Genomic DNA, 19,307 nt, shown 5'->3' with positions numbered 1-19,307 from the left:
TTCTTTAATTCAATAAAGAATCATAATTTCCTGCACAATTCGACAATATTTTTATTAAAGTTGCTTTAAAACATTCTCTGTCCTGATGTGTATATGCTTTTGGACCTTTTGTCCTTTTCCCTTGTCGTCTAGTTTTAGCTGAAACATGTCTTAATGAAAGCATGGCATCTATGTTCCTGTCGGTAAAATGTACTCCCTTTGGAGAAAGTACATGAACACGCGATCCTATAAGACCCGCAGCCAATCCGATATCTGCTGTAATGACAATGTCATCTTCTTTTGCATGATTCATAATATATAGATCTACAGCTTCTTTATCCCAGTCGACATAAACCCAGTCTCCAGGAAGGGGAGTGTTCATCTTGTTTTTTATTGACGTAACAAAAACAGCTTTCACCTTAAATCGTTCAGCATAGTCACTAACTTCAGACTTAACGGGACACGCGTCACTGTCCACATAAATGACAGGTTTTATTTTACTAAAACAACAATTCTCCATAATTCTTCATATTCCTTCTTTTTTCTATGGAAGTTTTAGGCTTCAACAGGACATGTCGAATTTTTTTTCATTTGTGGACTTGACTTCTCACAGTTAATAGTTTAATCCTTATTTTTCAAGTCTAAACCTAAATATTATATTTTTATCACAATTTTTTATTATAGAATAAAAGATCTAAAAATGCTACCCAGAAACATCAATAAGTTTTTTTATTTATGACATGTAAAATAGCGCTTATTTGGTCATACTATTTCATTAGCTGTAAGAAAAAGGGAGCCACCAGAAAGTTTACATGTAAACTTTCTGGCAACCCCTAATTATTTCTTTTGGATAAGGTTTATTATTGTATTCGCTGTTTCTTCCACTGCTTTGTTTGTTACATCGATGACAGGGCACTTAAGCTTCTCAACAACTCCATCAAAGTATTGAAGCTCTTCCTTAATTCTTTCTAAGTTCGCATAGATGGCATGGTCACCTAATCCTAGTGACTTCAGCCTTTCCTTTCGGATATGGTTTAGCTTTTCAGGCTGGATCTTTAAGCCGATACACTTTTCAGGAGGTACCAAAAATAATTCTTCCGGAGGCTCCACTTCTGGAACGAGTGGTACATTCGCTACTTTGAAACGTTTATGTGCCAAATATTGTGACAATGGTGTTTTACATGTTCTTGATACCCCTACTAATACAATGTCTGCACGCAATATTCCTCTAGGATCTCTGCCATCATCATATTTGACTGCAAATTCAATGGCTTCGACTCTTTTAAAGTAATCGTCGTCAAGCTTTCGAACAAGACCCGGTTCATGTACTGGCTTTAGATTAAAACGCTGCTGCAGAATATTAATAAGCGGACCAATGATGTCAAAAGCAAATATATTTTCTTTGTCAGCCTGCTCTTTCATGTATTCCCTGATCTTAGGTCTAACCAATGTATAGGCAATGATTGCTTGATTTAACTTTGCCAATGAAATAACCTCATCTACATTCGCTTCATCTTCTACATATGGAATACGTTCAATTGAAAAATTTGAATCGACAAATTGACTTACAGCTGCTTTTGTAACAAGTTCTGCTGTTTCACCCACTGAGTCTGAAACAACATAAATGATCGGTGTATCCATTTTTCTACTTACTCCCCCAACCCAACTTACAAGTCCTCTGTAGCAAGTGCTACGAACGCTTTTGTAATATTGGTTTTTGTAATTCTTCCAATTACCTCATAACCTTTTTCGGTTTTTTTAACAACCGGCAGAGCATCAATTTGTTTTTCAATTAACTTTTTTGCCACATCAATCATTAAATCTTCTTTTTCACACATCGCGATGTTTGGCATTCTTGTCATAATGATGTTGACCGGTATGTTTGTAAGTTCTTGTTTTCCGATGCTTGCTCTTAACAAATCTTTTCTAGAAAGAACACCAACAAGAAGGGATTGCTGATCAACAACAAACAACGTTCCGACATCTTCAAGAAACATCGTACATATGGCATCATAAACAGAAATGCTATCATTTACAACTACCGGGATCGATTGGTAATCTTTTACATAAATTTTTGTTAAATTGTCTGTCAGTAGCTGAGCTCCTGATTTTCCTGTATAAAAATAGCCCACACGTGGTCTAGCATCTAAATACCCTGCCATTGTCAGAATAGCTAAGTCTGGTCTTAAGGTCGCTCTCGTTAAGTTTAGTTGTTCAGCAATATTTTCTCCCGTAATCGGTCCTTGCTCTTTAACAATTTGTAGAATCTGTTCCTGCCTTTTATTTAGTTCCATTTTACTCACCACCCAACTCTTGCGAAGAAAAATAGGTTATACTATTTATAAATATTATAACCTATTGTATACAATAAGAAAAACCGGGAAATTCACGTAAAGATTCATTCTCATTTTTCCCGGTCTTTTTGTTCATTAAGCTGTCAATATTTTATTCATCGCTGCATACCTTAAGAAAAGCTCACTCATTTCATGCATAAGGGAAAGGCGGTTCTTTTTCAGTCTTTCATGATCAGCCATTACCATCGTATGTTCAAAATATTGTTCGATTTCAGGCTTCAATGAAACCAATATCTCAAATCTGGCTTTTTCATTCGTTTCTATTTCAAAAGAAGCTTTTACATCTTTAAACTTTCTGTAGAGAGCACTTTCATACTCGTTTTCGAATAATGCTGGTTCTACTTCTGTCTTTTCTTCCATCTTAACTGCAATATTCATTACACGGCTCAATGCCTCCATACTTTCTTTAAAGCCTTCTGAATCTTTTTTCTCATCCAGAACGAGCGCTCTTTCTACAATATGGTGTACATAAGCATTCTTAGATTCTAGAACAGCATCAATCAAATCATAACGAATACCTTTTTCAGTCAGCAAGTGCTTCATTCTCGCTTTAAAGAAAGTGATTAAATCGTTCTTCGTTTCTTTTAGGTCTCTCTTTCCGATATTTGCTGCATCCACAAATTCTAAAGAGTCATCGATTAATTCTTCGATTGTTACGCCCCAATTTTTCTCAAAAAGAATAGCAACAATACCGATAGCTTGTCTTCTTAAGGCATAAGGATCTTGTGAACCTGTAGGGATAATTCCGATAGCAAAGCACGAAGCGATCGTGTCCAATTTGTCCGCTACGCTGAGTAAAGCTCCAGGTACCCCTGTCGGTACTGAATCCTCTGCATGACGTGGCATATAATGCTCATTGATGGCTTTAGCAACCTCTTTAGGTTCTCCTTTCATTAGAGCATAACGCTCACCCATATATCCTTGAAGCTCAGGGAATTCATAAACCATATGAGAAACTAAATCAAATTTACAAATTTCTGCTGCTCTATCTGCCATTATTTTGTCAGAATCAGATACATTTAGTTTTTTCGCTATTCTATTCGTTAATGCTCTAACCCGTTGAACCTTTTCTGATAGGGTTCCAATTTCTTCATGATAAACGATGGTTTCTAATTTTTTCAAGCTGCTTTCAATCGTTGTTTTTTGATCTTCTTTATAGAAAAACGCCGCATCTGCTAATCTGGCCCTTAAAACCTTTTCGTTTCCTTTTGAAACAATAGTTAAACCATTATCATTTCCGTTTCGTACTGTAACAAAGAATGGGAGCAATTGTCCGTTCTGATCCTTAACCGGGAAGTAACGTTGATGCTCTTTCATAGAAGTAATAAGTACCCGCTCAGGTAGCTCTAAAAATTCCTCTTCGAATCCTCCATATAATGCAGTAGGATACTCAACTAAATTATTTACTTCCTCTAAAAGTTCCTCATCCACTGGAATAATCCAGCCATTTTTTTCTTCAAGATTACGAAGTTGTCCTAGAATTTGTTCTTTTCGTTTCTCTGCATTTGCAATAACAAACTGCTTCTCAAGTTGTTCCTCATAGGAAGCAGGTGATTGGATGGTGATTTCTTCACCAAGGAAACGATGTCCATAGGACTTATTACCTGTCTGTACATTTGTGATGGAAAAAGGTATAACCTCTTCTCCAAACAACGCTACCATCCATTTAATCGGACGAACGTAGCGAAGGTCATAATGTGCCCAGCGCATGTTCTTTGGAAAAGAAAGTCCCGAAATGACATGCTTTAGTTCCGGTAGCAAATCCTTTACCGGCTGGCCTTTAATGAATTTATTGACATGAACATATTCTACACCGTTCATTTCCTTAAAATAAATATCATCAACTGTTACACCTTGTCCTCGAGTAAAACCAATTGCTGCTTTCGTCCAATTCCCTTCTGCATCAAGAGCTATTTTCTTCGCTGGACCTTTCACTTCTTCACTAACATCTTCTTGATCTTCTGCTACATCACGGACCAGTACTCCTAAACGTCTTGGAGTTGAAAATTTTGAAACAGTGCCATAAGAAATCTTTTTCTCTTCTAACCATTTCTCTAGCTTCTCAGCTAATTGATCAATGGATGAAGTAACGAACCTAGCAGGCATTTCTTCGAGACCAATTTCAATTAACAAATCTTTACTCATTTGTACTCTCTCCCTTCCCATTTAAAATTGGGAATCCCATTTTTTCACGCTCTTCATAGAAGGTTTTAGCTACTTTTCTGGCAAGATTACGGCATCTCGCAATATATCCTGTCCTTTCGGTAACCGAAATCGCACCTTTAGCATCTAAAAGGTTAAATGTGTGAGAGCATTTTAAAACGTAGTCGTATGCAGGATGGACAAGACCTTCATCCATTTGTCGATGAGCTTCTTTTTCATAAATATTGAAAAGATTAAATAGCATTTCTGTATCAGAAGTTTCAAATGTATATTTAGAATGCTCATATTCCGGCTGTAAGAAAATATCCCGAACAGTAAAGCCTTCTGTCCACTCTAAATCAAATACATTTTCTTTTTCTTGAATATAGGATGCAAGACGTTCAATTCCATAAGTAATTTCAACAGAAACCGGTTTACACTCCAATCCACCAACCTGTTGGAAATATGTGAATTGTGTGATTTCCATTCCGTCTAACCAAACTTCCCAACCGAGTCCAGCGCATCCTAATGATGGATTTTCCCAGTTATCCTCAACAAAACGAATATCGTGCTCAAGCGGATCAATTCCAAGGGCACGAAGAGAATCCAGGTAAATTTCTTGAATGTTGTCTGGCGACGGCTTCATAATAACTTGAAACTGATGATGTTGATATAGACGATTAGGATTCTCTCCATATCTTCCATCTGCTGGTCTTCTTGATGGCTCAACATAAGCCACATTCCAAGGCTCAGGACCGATCGCTCGCAGGAATGTGTAAGGACTCATTGTTCCGGCCCCTTTTTCTGTGTCATAAGCTTGCATTAAAATACATCCATGGTCTGCCCAATGCTTTTGCAAGGTTAAAATCATGTTTTGAATGTTCATAAAGCACCTCCAAATATCTTACGTTGTTGATTTTTGATTTTCATAGAGACTTGTAGACAAATAAAAAACTCCCATCCCTATGCTTGAAGCATAGGGACGAGAGTTAACCCGCGGTTCCACCCTATTTGCCGTATATGTTTTATATACGACCTCTTTTCAATGCCAATGTGGCATAAGCATGCTCAGGACTGCCCTTCCCTAAAAGCTCATCACCCGGCTCACACCATCCCAGGCTCGCTTCCATGAGTATTTTTAGGTACTCCTTTCCTTCAACGCATCTATTTAGTTAATTGCATTTTATCCAACAGTTTTTTTATTGTCAACATCCTTTAATGAATTAAAACATCCCTTTAAAAGTATCCAGCTGTTTTAAAAACCTTTTGGACTTTAGTTGGACCCCTGAGTATTCTTCGTAATACGAATCAACGAGCTGTCTAAGGATTTTTTTGGTTTCATCTTTTATAGAAATGTTCCCTAATCTATTTAAATCAAAATAATAAAACAAACGCAAAAGTTTCATGATTGTAGAATGAATTTTTATATGATACCGGTCCTGATGAAAGCAACGATGACATAAAAAACCGCCTTCTTTTACTGAAAAAGCAAACTCCCCTTCATTTGCTCCACAATGTGCACATCTGTCCAATACTGGATGAATACCAAACACGGGTAGCAGCTTCATTTCAAAAATCATCGTTAATATTTCCGTATCATAGCCTTCATTTATATAGTTCAATGTTTGAAAAAGCAATTCAAATAGGAAAGGGTTTGGCTTTTTATCATCCGTCGCTTTATCTAATAGTTCAACAATATATGAAGCATAAGCAGTTGCGATCAGGTCCTCACGTATATGGCGAAAAGAAGATATTGTTTCGCCTTGTTGTAAACCTCCAAGCCCTGCGGAAGGCTGCACTAAATAATATCCGTAATAAAAAAGCTGAGTGACAGCAGAGAGCCGGCTATTCGGCTTATTGGCTCCTCTCGCCATCACCCCAACCTTCCCCCATTCCCGGGTATATAACGTGACTATTTTATTATTTTCTCCGTAATCTGTCCTACGAATGACAATGCCTTCACATTTTTGCAGCAAGACAAGCCACCTTCCATTTTTACGACGGCCAAGTCTACAAGATGGGGAAATCGACTTTTGCTAGCTCTTCTTCAACTAATTCGGTTACTTCTTGTTTCTCCACTTGAAGCTCTTTAAACAGGAGATACGTATCAATATTGCCTGTCTCTGAAAAAACTTTCCAAGTAAAATCTAACATGTAAAGCCCACCTTTCGTTAAACTAGCATGTAAATCCCAAACCTTTAAGATTAGCTTGACCGTTCGTAAAGTTTTCATAAGCAACATTTATTACTAAGAATAATTTTTAAAAAATCATTCTCTTAATACTCATCTTCTCTAAAGCCATAATCCCGTAACTGGGAAAGCTTATTGCGCCAATCCTTTTGAACTTTTACCCAAAGCTCTAAAAAAACTTTTGAACCAAGTAGATGTTCAATATCCTGTCGTGCACGTTGACCAATTTCCTTAAGCATTTTTCCTTGCTTACCAATAACAATCCCTTTTTGTGAATCTCTTTCCACAACGATTGTAGCCATAACATGAATGGTTTCACTTTCTTCCATTTTCTTGATTGAATCAATCACCACTGCAATGGAATGAGGCACCTCTTCCCTTGTTAAATGAAGGGCTTTTTCTCGAATCAATTCAGAAATGATAAATCTTTCAGGATGATCAGTTACTTGATCGGCAGGATAGTATTGAGGGCCCTCTGGCAATATTTCCTTTATTTGTGTCAGTAACGTTTCTACATTATTTCCTTGAAGTGCAGAAATTGGAACAATTTCTTGGAAGTCAAAACGCTCCTTATATTTTTCAATTAAAGGGAGCAATTCGTCAGGGTGAACTTGATCGATTTTATTCAAAACAAGGAAAACGGGCGTCTTCACAGTTTTCAGTTTTTCAATGATGAATTCATCGCCTCTACCAATGCCTTCTTCTACGTTAACCATGAACAAAATAAGATCTACTTCCTTTAAAGTATTGATGGCAACCTTCATCATAAAGTCACCAAGCTTATGCTTTGGCTTGTGAATTCCAGGTGTATCGATGAAAATCATCTGAGCGTCATTCTGAGTAAGAACACCCTGCACTTTATTGCGTGTCGTTTGCGGCTTATCGCTCATAATTGCGATTTTTTGACCAATAACTCTATTCAAAAAAGTAGATTTACCAACGTTTGGTCGTCCAATGATCGAAATAAAACCTGATTTATAAGTGTGTGTATGATTCTCTATATTCATATATTTCCTCCGGTGAAAATGCTTCTGGTAGTAATTCTTCTCTTGCTTCTTTTTGTTCAACTAAAGTTTTTTGATCCATATTCACGTTACCTTTCAAAAAGGGATGTAACTCTATTTTATATCATGGCAGTTTGTCTATTGGGAATTGTATTCAAAGTGTAATGAATTTGTCAGAAAATTAAAAAGCATTTTTATTCTTATTTTTGTATAGTATTAATTCCTTATCCATTACTTAACTAGCTTAGGTATAAAGATGATAAATCCAACTATTACAGAATAAAAAGCAAAAATCAACACAGCTCCTGCAGCTATGTCTTTTGCTTGTTTTGCTAGTGGATGGCACTCTTTCGTTACTAGATCAACTGTTCTTTCAATAGCTGAATTGATCATTTCAGTAACGATCGTTCCAGAAATGGCTGAAAAGATAAAGAGCCATTCAAAAGGCGAAAGGGACAGCAGGAATCCAGCCATAATGACAATAATACTAATGATCAGGTGGATGCGTAGATTCCGCTCAACCTTAAAAGCATGGCGAATCCCTTCCAAAGCAAAACGCACACTATCTTGAAATGGAGGCTTTTTCCCTTGATTATCTTTGAAGTCCATACTCATTTAATATGTCCTTCTGTTTGCTAAACATGATTTTCTCTTCTTCTTCTGTCATATGGTCATAACCCAAAAGATGCAACAAACCATGTAACGCTAAAAATCCGAGCTCACGATCAAAGGAATGCCCGTATTCCTCAGCTTGCTCCCGAGCACGTTCAATGGAGATTATAATATCTCCCAATACTCTCGGCATATCTGCGCCGACAATACCTACTTCTTCCTCACCCATTTCCTCAAGTGCAAACGATATAACATCCGTAGGTGCATCTTTTTTACGATATTCTTTATTGATTTCACGGATCCGATTGTTGTCAACAAACGTTACCGATAGCTCAGCTTCTTCTATGCCTTCTTTTTTTGCAGCAAATTGAAGCAAACTTTCAACGAGCATGATATTTTCTTCTGTTACTTTTTCTGTTTCATCCAAAAAATCAATACTTAAACTCATGAACTATTCACCTTCTTTACATCCAATTTGGATAATTCTGGGTATTCAATACGTGAATGGAAAATGCCATTCAATGTTTCACAAAGAGATTTTTCTATTAAATCAAGCTCTTTCATCGTTACATCACATTCGACAAATTGATTATCATTCAATCGGTCCTTAATAATGTTTTTTACCAATCCTTTGATTTTTTCCGGAGTAGGCTGTTTCATAGAACGGACGGCTGCTTCGACACTGTCTGCAATCCCGATAATGGCCGTTTCCTTTGTTTGTGCCTTAGGTCCAGGATAACGAAAATCCTCTTCCTTCACATCTTCTCCTTCTTCTACAGCTTTATGATAGAAATACTTAAGCAGGGTTGTACCGTGGTGCTGTTCAGCAATATCAACAATTTCTTTCGGCAATTTATATTTCCTAAGCAGTTTACCACCATCTACCGCATGGGCAATAATAATGTCTCTGCTTGTTGCAGGCGGAAGACGATCATGCGGATTTTCTATATTCATCTGATTTTCAATAAAAAACTGAGGTCGTTTCGTTTTACCGATATCATGATAATAGCAACCAACTCTTGCAAGCAAACCATTTGCCCCGATCGCTTCACAAGCAGCCTCCGCTAAGTTTGCAACCATGACACTATGATGATAAGTACCGGGGGCTTCCGTCAAAATTTTCCTTAAAAGAGGATGATTTGGATTTGCAAGCTCAATTAGTTTCATAGTGGAAAGAATTCCAAATCCCGCTTCAAAAAAAGGTAGCATCCCAATAGTTAAAACAGCAGAAGCAATACCAGATACAAATGCAGCTAATCCGTACAATGCATACTCCACATTGGTGAAATGGGCATCCATAATAAACAGGATGGAAAATATAACCCCTAAATTAATAATAGAAAGGAATAAACCTGCCTGCAAAATTTTTGAACGAAAGTTCTTAGATGATAATAACAGCACTCCAGCAAGTCCACTTAATAGCATATACATTCCAATACTTACATTAAAATGATTCGGCATCCCACTGTTAAAAATAATAGAGCCGTAAACACTAATCATAATGGTGGTGGCAACAGCAAATCTCTCATTTAAAAGATTTTTTATTAAAAAAGCTGCCATCGCTGCAGGAAAGAAATAGCCTATTTCAATAAAATCATTATTATTAAACAAACTTAACGTTTTCATAATAATCATCGAAAGAAGAAATATTATACTGAAAATCAGCAATTGGCTTTGGTATTTTTCTTTCCCTTCATCCAATGCACGAAAATAATAATACATAGCCCCCATTGTTAATGCGATAAAAAGGGCAAGTCCAACAAATGGTTGAACAGAGTTTTCTGTATCGAGCAATCCAGTAAGTTTTAATTGCCTATATATCTCACGATCTACAAGCTGACCCTGCTCAACAATGATTTGTCCCTGCAGGATCTTTACAGGCTCAACACTTTCAGCTGCCTTTTGTCTTTGCTCTTCTGTTTTTTCAGGATCGAAGAAATAGTTCTGCATAATCGCAAAACGTGCTAGCTCGATGGCTGCCCTTTTTAAATCAGAATTAAGACTGGTAATTTTCAGTTCTTCCTCTGCTCTTTTTTTTGCATTTTCTACTTCATTTGCTGATATTTTAGAGCTCATCACATGGTTTACAGTCGTCAACGTTACATCTTTTGCCGTTTGAAGTTCATCTTCTCTTGCCGTCAATAAAGCACGGTAAGCGAAAGACGAAAGTTCTTTATTGACATCATCCGTTAGCTTACTTTTTAACGAATCAATCTGCTCATCTATGGAAGGAATTTTCACATCTGTTATGGGATCTTTTACTTTTCCTTCTGCTACTTTCGCTTCCTTCTCTTTTGTGGATGTACTTATTAATGCATCCACCTCACTTTTTACTTCTTTGGCAGAATCGAAGATCGAAGAAAGTAAATCAACCCTGTTTTGGGCATATTCTTTTTTTAACGTGTATTCATCTTGAACCTCCTTTAGGACATTTTGTTTTTCCTGCTCCGTTTTTTCAGTATCTTCTATCGTTTTTGGAGATCGAATTGTTTGGTCAGAGACTTCTAACAGTTTTACGTTTATCTTTTCTGGTTTTACGTTCGAATATAATAAAGCATAAGAAGAAATAGCAAGAAAAATAAAGAGCAGCCCCTGAAATATCTTATTTTCTAATAAACGCTTCAATTTACTGATATATAGGTTTATGTCCATTTTTCCCTCCAACTTGTTAAAAACTATTTTCAGGACAATTATTCAGTTTCCAAAAAACCTTCAACGAAAGTCATGAGTAAATCGGTATGTATTATGTAAAATGATAACAGTTTTTCGTACAAGTTTCACCCTTCTATTGGCATGAGTAAAGAGACAATAAGCAAAAAATTTTTTGAGGGCTGCTGGATTTCTTTGTTGTATGAAGAAAATAAAAGCTATACCCTTTAAAGGATATAGCCTTTATTTATTGTTTATTTTGTTCATATGCCTGAATGATTTTTCCAACTAATGGATGTCTCACCACATCTGTTTGTTCTAAATAAATAAAGCCAATTTCTTTTACATTCTTTAAAATTTCTTCAGCAGCAACTAAGCCTGACTTTACTCCCCTTGGCAGGTCAATTTGTGAACGATCTCCAGTAATTACCATCTTGGAGCCGAAGCCTAAGCGGGTTAAAAACATTTTCATTTGAGCTTGAGTTGTGTTTTGTGCTTCATCTAAAATGACAAAAGCATCGTCTAACGTTCTACCGCGCATATAGGCAAGCGGAGCAATTTCAATGATTCCTCTCTCCAAAAGTCTTCCTGTATGATCCATTCCTAAAATGTCATGAAGAGCATCATATAAAGGCCGCAGGTAAGGATCGACTTTTTCCTTTAAATCACCGGGCAGGAATCCAAGACTTTCTCCTGCCTCAACAGCAGGACGGGTTAATATAATTTTCTTTACATAGCCGTTCTTCAATGCGTGTACAGCCATGACCACGGCTAAATATGTTTTCCCTGTACCGGCAGGACCGATCCCAAAAACAAGGTCTTTCTTCTTAATAGCTTGAACGTATTGCTTCTGACCAAGTGTCTTTATTCTAATCGATTTACCTTTTGCGTTTTTCATTATTTCTTCTTCATATATTTCATGGAAATATTCCAATGTCCCTTTTTTGGATAATTCGATGGCATACAAGACATCTCTGCCACTAATTTGGATTCCTTTACGAATTACCTTTAAAAGGGTAGAAATAATTTCATAAGCAGCTTCAGCGGCTGTACTTTCTCCTCCAACAGAGATGGTTCCGCCACGTGTGACAATTGAAATGTTTAATTCGTCTTCAAGAACCTTTAAATTTGAGTCTGAAATACCAAATAAAGCAAGAGCTTCATTTGGTGATTCAAGCTGTAAATTTAACATTTTCTGTTCTTCTGTCATTCCTTAGTCTCCTTGGATGATTGGTCGCCCGATCGCAATATTCTCTAATACTTGGTAATGAATTATCAATTTTACTTTACCATTCCTAATGCTTTCGTGCAAAACTTTTTCTCCTATGATCTTCGCGTCCATTTCTAGTATTTTCTCTAAATCCTTTCTGGCCATTCTTTTTGCTTGAATAACCGCTTCATTTTTTGTATATTCCCTTATTATTTCTTCCTTGTCCCTGAATACTCTGTTTTCGTACGTGATCGGCAGCTTCCATTTCAAAAAGTGAAAAGTCTTTACTGTTACATCCGTTTCATATTTGGAAAAAGCCACTTTCTTAAACCCCCAAATTGGCAAAGATACCTTTCCAATTCTCACATAATATTTAGACATCTCTTCACCAGTAAACACAGAAAATGTTGTTTTAAGGGGAACTTCGATTGAGGTTTTATACCACGTTTCCCCTAACACCTCTCCTTTAGCACTCACTTTTTCTCCTTTTCCGTAAATACCTGATACAAGTAGCTGACCTTTTTGAACATAATCATTCACACCGACAACTGCCTGTCCTTTTTCGACAAAAATTTTCCTGATAACAGCTTTTTTATTGGCTACTAAATGCTGTTTACCTACTGCCGCTTCCTGTTTTGGTTCCTTTTTTTCAACCACCTCGAAATGGTAGGTTGTCCCTTTTAATTCCACACCAACCCAAGTGATCTCATCAATTCTCTCTGAGAGTTTTCGCTGAATGGTTTCCACACCATCTAAGAAAAACTGGATTTTGCCAATTTTGACACCCATATGATCTAATTCTTTTTTTATTCGATATTCTGTCTCTGGCTTCGCACCTTTTATTTCTATTCCCCATACCATGTTAGATAACACAAAAAGGCAGGCTAAAAATGCGAACATACCTGCCAAAAATCCGCTGTTTTTTAACAATCTTTTCAAAAGAAAAGGAGCTCCTTTTCTCTCGAGGAACGTAATTTTACAATCGCTTTTTCTCATAATGACTCGTAGTTTACGAACATCCTGAATACGCATATGAAAAAGCAAGGCTTCCTTTCCTACCCTCTTAATATGCCAAACCAGGATTCCATTACGTACCATTGCATTTAATAATCGCTCTATACCGATTCCATATGCCTTTACTTTCACATAACCAGTAAAAAAGTTTGTCCATTGATTCTTCATGGATTTCCTCCTGTACTTATTCGTTAATGAACCGAACTGAATCAATTTTTCCTTCGAGTAAAATTTCTTCAGGAAGGATGGTTTTAATAATGAAGGATTGTCCTCTTACTAGCAGTTGTCCTTGCTTTAATAACAAGCGGATTTCTTGATCCGAAAAGGTCAGTAACCCTCTGTGGTTTTCTATATAAATATGTAATTGCCCGATCATCGTAATTCGAGGCAGGTCCATCATGACATCATTAGGTAGGTCCATGGATTTTGTAAGTAACTTTCTCAAGGTTTGACCCCATTTTAGTGCCATAAAAAAGAACCCCCTTTCATCTCAAATGTATGAGATGAAAGGGGGTTCTAGCACTTATTTTACATTTTTTATTTACGGAATCCACGCTTTGCCCTTGGTGGACCTAGAATTTCGGAAAGAATAACTCCTTCCACCACTTTATTTGGGTCTAACTTGAAAACTACAGAAGCAGACTGCTTTGAAGGACTTTTTAAAGCTTGGATCTGATTAGCCTTATCCCTTATTTCCACTAATTTTTCATTCCAAACATCCTGCTGCTTTTTCAATTCAGAGTAGGATTCCTGTAGATTGCTAACATTTTCTTTAACCGACGTTACAATCTTTTTTGTTTCCTTTTCTATATCAGGTCTTCGTTCAGGCTTAACAGGGAAATAATCCTCTAATGATATTTCAGGCCTTTTTTGTTTTGTTTCCCTCTGATCAGGAGGTGTTTCAATAGAACCCTTTATTCGCTTGAATATGCTGCTGATTAGACCAATGACAATAATAATAAAAAAAGGATTTTCAAATAATAACTCAAATAAAGCATTCATGAACAGAAGCCCTCCTTCCATTTTGTATGGGGCATAGCTTCTTATTCCTTATCCTTTTGGTCTTTTGACATATTGCTGATACTATCTCTCATATCCGTATCGGCCGAAATATTCTTGATATTCATATAGTCCATCACACCAATGTTTCCGGATTTTAGCGCTTGTGCCATTGCAAGTGGTACCTCTGCTTCCGCTTCCACAACCTTCGCTCTCATCTCTTCAACACGCGCTCTCATCTCCTGCTCATTAGCCACCGCCATTGCACGGCGCTCTTCCGCTTTCGCTTGTGCAATTTTCTTATCAGCTTCAGCTTGATCGGTCTGAAGCATGGCACCAATGTTCTTACCGATATCAACATCTGCAATATCTATAGACAAAATTTCAAAAGCTGTACCGGAGTCTAATCCTTTGGAAAGAACCGTTTGTGAAATTAAATCCGGATTCTCTAAAACTTTCTTATGGTTTTCGGAAGAACCGATGGTTGAAACGATCCCTTCACCAACACGTGCTATTACCGTTTCTTCTCCCGCACCACCAACGAGGCGTTCGATATTAGCACGTACAGTGATTCTTGCCTTTGCTTTCACTTCAATTCCATCCATTGCAACACCAGCAATGAAAGGAGTTTCAATGACCTTTGGATTTACGCTCATTTGAACGGCCTCAAGCACGTCACGCCCTGCCAAGTCGATCGCTGCTGTTCTTTCAAAGCTTAATTCAATATTCGCACGTTGGGCCGCAATTAATGCGTTCACAACACGGTCAACGTTACCGCCTGCTAAGTAATGGCTCTCAAGCTGATTCGTCGTCACAGATAATCCAGCTTTATGTGCCTTGATTAAAGGGTTAATAACTCGACTTGGGATCACTCGACGAAGCCTCATCCCAATTAATGTAAAAATACTGACTCTTACTCCGGCCGCTAGGGCAGAAATCCAGAGCATGACAGGTACAAAAGTAAACAGTACTGCTAAAAATATAATCCCTAAAATAACTGCTCCCAATATAAAAATTGTTCCTGGTGCTAATACCATCTCTTATTCATCCTCTCACTTTTAAATTTGTCTTACAACTATTCTAGATCCTTCCGTTTTTACTACCTTAATCTTACTATCTTTTGCGATGAAGGTGCCTTCCGTTACCACGTCAATTCTTTCATCCTCAACAAGCGCCGTTCCTGAAGGCCTTAAGGGAGTCAGAGCAATACCTTCCTTCCCGATTAAGTCCAACCTGTTAACGTTAGACACATATCCATTTTCTGTATTAGTAGAATCTGTAAGAATAATTTTTTTGAAAAATTTCATCTTCTTTCCAAACACCTTTGCCATTAAAATTGATACTATTAATGATACGACAATGGCTATAAGGATTGAAATAGCCATGTGCACAACGTTTTCCCCGGCAAGAAATAGACTTCCTATGATGGCTGCTATACCAAAGGCACCTGCAATCCCACCAGGGAGAAACAGCTCTAAAATCAGTAAGATGACACCCATAACAAACAATAAAAAGGTTTCGTACCCTGCCAATCCTGCAACGGTATGACCATAAAAGAATAATAATAACGATGTAAGCCCCATAAAACCTGGAATTCCAAAGCCTGGCGAATATAGCTCAACCACCAACCCAAGACTTCCGATCGACAAAAGAATCGGCACAACAACAGGATGTGTAATGAATCTGGCTAACTTCTCGGCAAAGCTTTCTTCTATGCTTCTTACTTCAGCATTTTCTAGTCCTAATGTTTGAAGCAGTTCATCTAACGTTTTTACGGTTCCCTCACTATAACCTATTGCTTTAGCTTGCTCTGCAGTCAGTGTTAAAAGCTTTCCTTTTTCTGCGCCTAGCTCTGGTAAATCAATGCGATCATCTGCCATCGCCATAGCATATTTAGGATTACGGCCATTCTGTTCCGCTGCAGTTTTCATTGCGGCTAACCAATAGGATTGCGCCTTTTTATCAGCTGCATTACCAGCAGAGTCTATAATGGCTGCAGACCCCATCGTCGCTCCAGGAACCATATATATCTCATCAGCATTTAAGGAAATGTAAGCACCCGCAGAAAGTGCCTGATTGTTAACCCAAGCTATAGTTTTTACCGGAGTTTCAGAAAAGAGCTTTCCGATTTCTCCCGCTGCATCTACAGCTCCACCAGGTGTGTTTACTTCTAAAATAACTGCTTTTGCTCCGTTTTCTTCAGCTGTTTTGATCGATCTTTTCAAAAAGGCTGACAGCCCTTTTTCAACTGTGTCTTCGACAGGCACAATGTATACGAGATCGTTTTCTCCGTTCGTATCAGAAGGAAAGAAACTTAAACATAGAGCGAAAACGAGGAGTATAAACGAAGTTATCCTTCTTTTCAAAATTGTCCCCCCTTTCAAAGTAATGGCAAGTATAGTATATGTACGCTTTATGCAGAAAAAGGTTTCAAAATTTTATAAATCAGCCTGAATGTGCTTAAAACATGACTAAAATCAAAAACCGCAGGAAAATACCTGCGGTTTTATTAGTTGATTAAGATAGATGTTGTTGTACTAGTTTGTTTACAAGCGAGCCGTCTGCTTTGCCTTTTACTTTAGGCATCAGTGCTCCCATTACTTTACCCATATCAGCTTTTGAGGTTGCCCCAACTTGTTGAATAGTTTCTTTTACAATCTTGGAAACCTCTTCTTCTGAAAGCTGCTCAGGCATATATACCTCAACGTATTTGATTTCGGTACGGATTTTTTCAACGAGGTCTTCACGACCTGCATTTTGAAACTCTTGGAGGGAGTCTTTGCGTTGTTTTAATTCGCGAGAAAGGACGGTTAGCTCTTCATTCTCTGTCAATTCTGGCTTCCCAAGCTTAATTCCTTCATTTTGAAGGGCAGCTTTAAGCATTCGAATAACAGATAATTTGTCTTTTTCCTTGTTCTTCATCGCTTGCTTCATATCATTATTTAAACGCTCGAGAAGACTCATATTTCCACCCTCTCTTACCATTTACGTTTTCTAGCAGCTTCAGACTTTTTCTTACGTCTAACGCTTGGCTTTTCATAAAATTCGCGCTTTCTTGCTTCTTGTAATGTACCAGTTTTAGATACAGAACGTTTGAAGCGTCTTAGAGCATCTTCAAGCGATTCGTTTTTACGAACGACGGTTTTAGACATCTCTTTCCCTCCCTCCGAACACAACACACTAACTCATAGTTGAAACATGATTTTCATCATGTACTTATCGATTATAATATAACGCTAATTTAAGGTCAACTAATATTCTCAATTAATGAAACTGGTTGTATTACAACTCCATATTATTTTGATACTTTAACATTTTTATCATTTCCAGCCAAGCTCGTCCATATGATTCCTGTAGAGGTGATAATATGAGGGAACTTTTTTTATTTATTGTGTTCCTCCTAGTTTTTTTACTTGGCATGAATTTTCTGCGTGCCGGTTTGTTTAATCTATCAGGTGAACGTTTAAAAAATACACTTCAAAGAGTTACGGACAAACCTTGGAAAGGGTTTATTGCAGGCACAATTGTAACAGCGGTTCTCCAAAGTAGCTCTGCCGTTACAGTCATGACGGTCGGTCTTGTATCAGCTGGAAGCTTGTCATTTTCACAAACGATTGGCATCATTTTAGGTTCAAATATCGGTACAACAGTAACGGCGGAATTTATGACATTTTCCCTTTCAAAATGGATCGTTCCTGGCGCGGTGATCGGGGCATTATTTATATTATTTTCTTCTTTTTTTTTAAGAAGCTTAGGTTTTGTCATTTTTGGAATGAGTTCCATCTTCGCCGCAATGGAAGGGTTTAAATCTCTCGCAATCCCCTTGTCCCGATACGATTTTTTTTCAAATGTGCTGCTAATGATAGAAAATCATTTGCTAATGGCTCTTTTAATCGGAATGATTATGACAGCGATGATTCATTCAAGCTCTGCGATGATTGGAATCTGCATGAGTTTTTTGTCAACAGGAGATTTAACGGTTTCCGCTGCCATTGCGATCATGCTTGGGTCCAATATAGGGACGTGTATTACGGCTTATATGGCTAGTATTGGTGCAGGAAAAGAAGCAGCTTTTACTGCTTACGCCCACATTTGGCTCAATCTGTTAGGAAGCATTTTATTCTTCCCATTCATAGATGAGCTTGGCACTGCTGCGGCTTTTTTTACCTCTGAAAAAAACGTACAGCTTGCCCATGCCAGCGTCATATTTAATGTCATCTGTTCTATTATTGTCCTTCCGTTTTCTACATTATTTGCAACACTTATCATCAAAGTTCACGGAAGAAAAAAATAAATGAGCACCCGAAGACCTGGGCTTAGAACTGGAGAACAAAAAAAAAATGACTCAAAAGATCGATCAAGCGACCTTTCGAGTCATCCTTTTAAAGTATTAATAATCTGTATCTGCCGTTAATCCTTTTACAATTGAAACGCCAGCACTTGCACCGATTCTAGTTGCACCCGCTTCAATCATTTTTTGGGCATCTTCTGTATTACGAACTCCACCTGAAGCTTTTACTCCGATGTTTGGTCCAACTGTTTTTCGCATAAGAGCGACGTCTTCTACTGTCGCTCCTCCTGTAGAGAAACCAGTTGAAGTTTTAACGTAATCAGCACCTGCTTTAACAGAAAGTTCACACGCACGTACTTTTTCTTCTTCAGTTAATAAGCAAGTCTCAATGATTACTTTCGTAAGAGCTTTACCTTTTGCCGCTTCGACGACTGCTTTGATATCGCGTTCAACTAATTCGTCGTCTCCATCTTTTAATGCTCCGATATTAATTACCATGTCAACCTCAGTTGCACCGTTTTCAATTGCATTCTTTGTTTCAAAAGCTTTCGTTTCAGGTGTGTTTGCCCCTAGAGGAAAACCAATGACTGTACACACTTTAACATCGCTTCCTTGGAGTAGCTCGGCTGCATATTTTACCCAAGTAGGATTTACACAAACGGATGCGAAACCATATTCTTTTGCTTCTTCACATAAGACTTTAATTTGTTCCTTTGTAGTTTCCGCTTTTAACAATGTATGGTCAATCATTTTTGCAACTTCTTTATTCATAATAATCTCCTTTCACACCATAAAAACTTGTATCGTCTAGTTGTACGTACCTCTTTATTTTACCATTTCAAAAAGCTTTTTTATAGTACAAT

21 protein-coding genes and 1 other annotated feature are annotated in these 19,307 nt (G+C 37.6%); of the genes, 1 reads left to right on the top strand and 20 read right to left on the bottom strand.

Annotation, left to right across the window (positions count from 1 at the left end; translation table 11 throughout):
- Positions 1 to 4: 4 nt before the first annotated feature.
- The 19 genes from GD441_RS02705 to rpsU form a co-directional block, all read right to left on the bottom strand.
- Positions 5 to 499, bottom strand: coding sequence for a YaiI/YqxD family protein (locus GD441_RS02705; RefSeq protein ID WP_153123411.1), 495 nt, complete (start codon positions 497 to 499; stop codon positions 5 to 7).
- A 317-nt stretch (positions 500 to 816) separates the two neighbouring features.
- Complete coding sequence (locus tag GD441_RS02700; protein ID WP_153123409.1) at positions 817 to 1,620, bottom strand: pyruvate, water dikinase regulatory protein; 804 nt, start codon at positions 1,618 to 1,620, stop codon at positions 817 to 819.
- Positions 1,621 to 1,646: 26 nt separating this feature from the next.
- Positions 1,647 to 2,273: a transcriptional regulator CcpN gene (ccpN, locus tag GD441_RS02695; RefSeq protein WP_420849636.1), complete on the bottom strand. Its 627-nt coding sequence runs from the start codon at positions 2,271 to 2,273 to the stop codon at positions 1,647 to 1,649.
- A gap of 135 nt (positions 2,274 to 2,408) precedes the next feature.
- Positions 2,409 to 4,478: a glycine--tRNA ligase subunit beta gene (glyS, locus tag GD441_RS02690; RefSeq protein ID WP_153123405.1), complete on the bottom strand. Its 2,070-nt coding sequence runs from the start codon at positions 4,476 to 4,478 to the stop codon at positions 2,409 to 2,411.
- Positions 4,471 to 5,361 (bottom strand): glycine--tRNA ligase subunit alpha, encoded by an 891-nt coding sequence (gene glyQ / locus GD441_RS02685; protein ID WP_153123403.1) that lies wholly within the window; start codon positions 5,359 to 5,361, stop codon positions 4,471 to 4,473. The genes glyS and glyQ overlap by 8 nt, the downstream gene beginning before the upstream one ends.
- A gap of 89 nt (positions 5,362 to 5,450) precedes the next feature.
- Positions 5,451 to 5,643: a binding site (T-box leader), on the bottom strand.
- Positions 5,644 to 5,698: 55 nt separating this feature from the next.
- Positions 5,699 to 6,451 carry a DNA repair protein RecO gene (gene recO, locus GD441_RS02680; RefSeq protein WP_153123401.1) on the bottom strand — a complete coding sequence of 251 codons (753 nt, stop codon included), beginning with the start codon at positions 6,449 to 6,451 and terminating at the stop codon, positions 5,699 to 5,701.
- Between the two features lie 34 nt (positions 6,452 to 6,485).
- Positions 6,486 to 6,629 carry a YqzL family protein gene (locus GD441_RS02675; protein WP_153123399.1) on the bottom strand — a complete coding sequence of 48 codons (144 nt, stop codon included), beginning with the start codon at positions 6,627 to 6,629 and terminating at the stop codon, positions 6,486 to 6,488.
- Positions 6,630 to 6,751: 122 nt separating this feature from the next.
- Entirely contained in the window at positions 6,752 to 7,672 is a 921-nt protein-coding gene (gene era / locus GD441_RS02670) for a GTPase Era (RefSeq protein ID WP_153123397.1), read from the bottom strand.
- 228 nt (positions 7,673 to 7,900) lie between these two features.
- A complete protein-coding gene (locus GD441_RS02665; protein WP_153123395.1) occupies positions 7,901 to 8,284 on the bottom strand; it encodes a diacylglycerol kinase family protein in 384 nt (127 codons plus the stop codon).
- A complete protein-coding gene (ybeY, locus tag GD441_RS02660) occupies positions 8,262 to 8,729 on the bottom strand; it encodes an rRNA maturation RNase YbeY (protein ID WP_153123393.1) in 468 nt (155 codons plus the stop codon). The genes GD441_RS02665 and ybeY overlap by 23 nt, the downstream gene beginning before the upstream one ends.
- Entirely contained in the window at positions 8,726 to 10,933 is a 2,208-nt protein-coding gene (locus GD441_RS02655) for an HD family phosphohydrolase (protein ID WP_153123391.1), read from the bottom strand. The genes ybeY and GD441_RS02655 overlap by 4 nt, the downstream gene beginning before the upstream one ends.
- A gap of 244 nt (positions 10,934 to 11,177) precedes the next feature.
- A complete protein-coding gene (locus tag GD441_RS02650) occupies positions 11,178 to 12,140 on the bottom strand; it encodes a PhoH family protein (RefSeq protein WP_153123388.1) in 963 nt (320 codons plus the stop codon).
- 3 nt (positions 12,141 to 12,143) lie between these two features.
- The gene (gene yqfD / locus GD441_RS02645; protein WP_153123387.1) at positions 12,144 to 13,322 is read right to left on the bottom strand and encodes a sporulation protein YqfD; all 1,179 of its coding nucleotides are present in this window, start codon (positions 13,320 to 13,322) and stop codon (positions 12,144 to 12,146) included.
- Positions 13,323 to 13,338: 16 nt separating this feature from the next.
- Positions 13,339 to 13,623 carry a sporulation protein YqfC gene (gene yqfC / locus GD441_RS02640; RefSeq protein ID WP_153123385.1) on the bottom strand — a complete coding sequence of 95 codons (285 nt, stop codon included), beginning with the start codon at positions 13,621 to 13,623 and terminating at the stop codon, positions 13,339 to 13,341.
- A gap of 68 nt (positions 13,624 to 13,691) precedes the next feature.
- Positions 13,692 to 14,156 (bottom strand): hypothetical protein, encoded by a 465-nt coding sequence (locus GD441_RS02635; protein WP_153123383.1) that lies wholly within the window; start codon positions 14,154 to 14,156, stop codon positions 13,692 to 13,694.
- A gap of 41 nt (positions 14,157 to 14,197) precedes the next feature.
- On the bottom strand, positions 14,198 to 15,190 hold the full coding sequence (gene floA, locus GD441_RS02630; RefSeq protein WP_153123381.1) for a flotillin-like protein FloA: 993 nt from the start codon (positions 15,188 to 15,190) through the stop codon (positions 14,198 to 14,200).
- Positions 15,191 to 15,211: 21 nt separating this feature from the next.
- On the bottom strand, positions 15,212 to 16,495 hold the full coding sequence (locus GD441_RS02625) for an NfeD family protein (protein ID WP_225434120.1): 1,284 nt from the start codon (positions 16,493 to 16,495) through the stop codon (positions 15,212 to 15,214).
- 175 nt (positions 16,496 to 16,670) lie between these two features.
- Positions 16,671 to 17,117 (bottom strand): GatB/YqeY domain-containing protein, encoded by a 447-nt coding sequence (locus GD441_RS02620; protein ID WP_153123379.1) that lies wholly within the window; start codon positions 17,115 to 17,117, stop codon positions 16,671 to 16,673.
- 14 nt (positions 17,118 to 17,131) lie between these two features.
- Complete coding sequence (gene rpsU / locus GD441_RS02615) at positions 17,132 to 17,305, bottom strand: 30S ribosomal protein S21 (protein WP_019242644.1); 174 nt, start codon at positions 17,303 to 17,305, stop codon at positions 17,132 to 17,134.
- Between the two features lie 215 nt (positions 17,306 to 17,520).
- Between rpsU and GD441_RS02610 the strand changes: the two genes are divergently transcribed.
- Positions 17,521 to 18,447: a Na/Pi symporter gene (locus GD441_RS02610; RefSeq protein ID WP_153123377.1), complete on the top strand. Its 927-nt coding sequence runs from the start codon at positions 17,521 to 17,523 to the stop codon at positions 18,445 to 18,447.
- Between the two features lie 96 nt (positions 18,448 to 18,543).
- On the opposite strand, the gene deoC is transcribed toward GD441_RS02610, so the two are convergent.
- The gene (gene deoC / locus GD441_RS02605) at positions 18,544 to 19,215 is read right to left on the bottom strand and encodes a deoxyribose-phosphate aldolase (RefSeq protein WP_153123375.1); all 672 of its coding nucleotides are present in this window, start codon (positions 19,213 to 19,215) and stop codon (positions 18,544 to 18,546) included.
- Positions 19,216 to 19,307 lie beyond the last annotated feature (92 nt).

Origin of the sequence: Peribacillus tepidiphilus (assembly GCF_009466385.1) — a bacterium.
GTDB lineage: Bacteria > Bacillota > Bacilli > Bacillales > DSM-1321 > Bacillus_BN > Bacillus_BN tepidiphilus.
The sequence above is the reverse complement of the archived record's forward strand: the minus strand, read 5'-3'. Positions and strand labels throughout refer to the sequence as shown.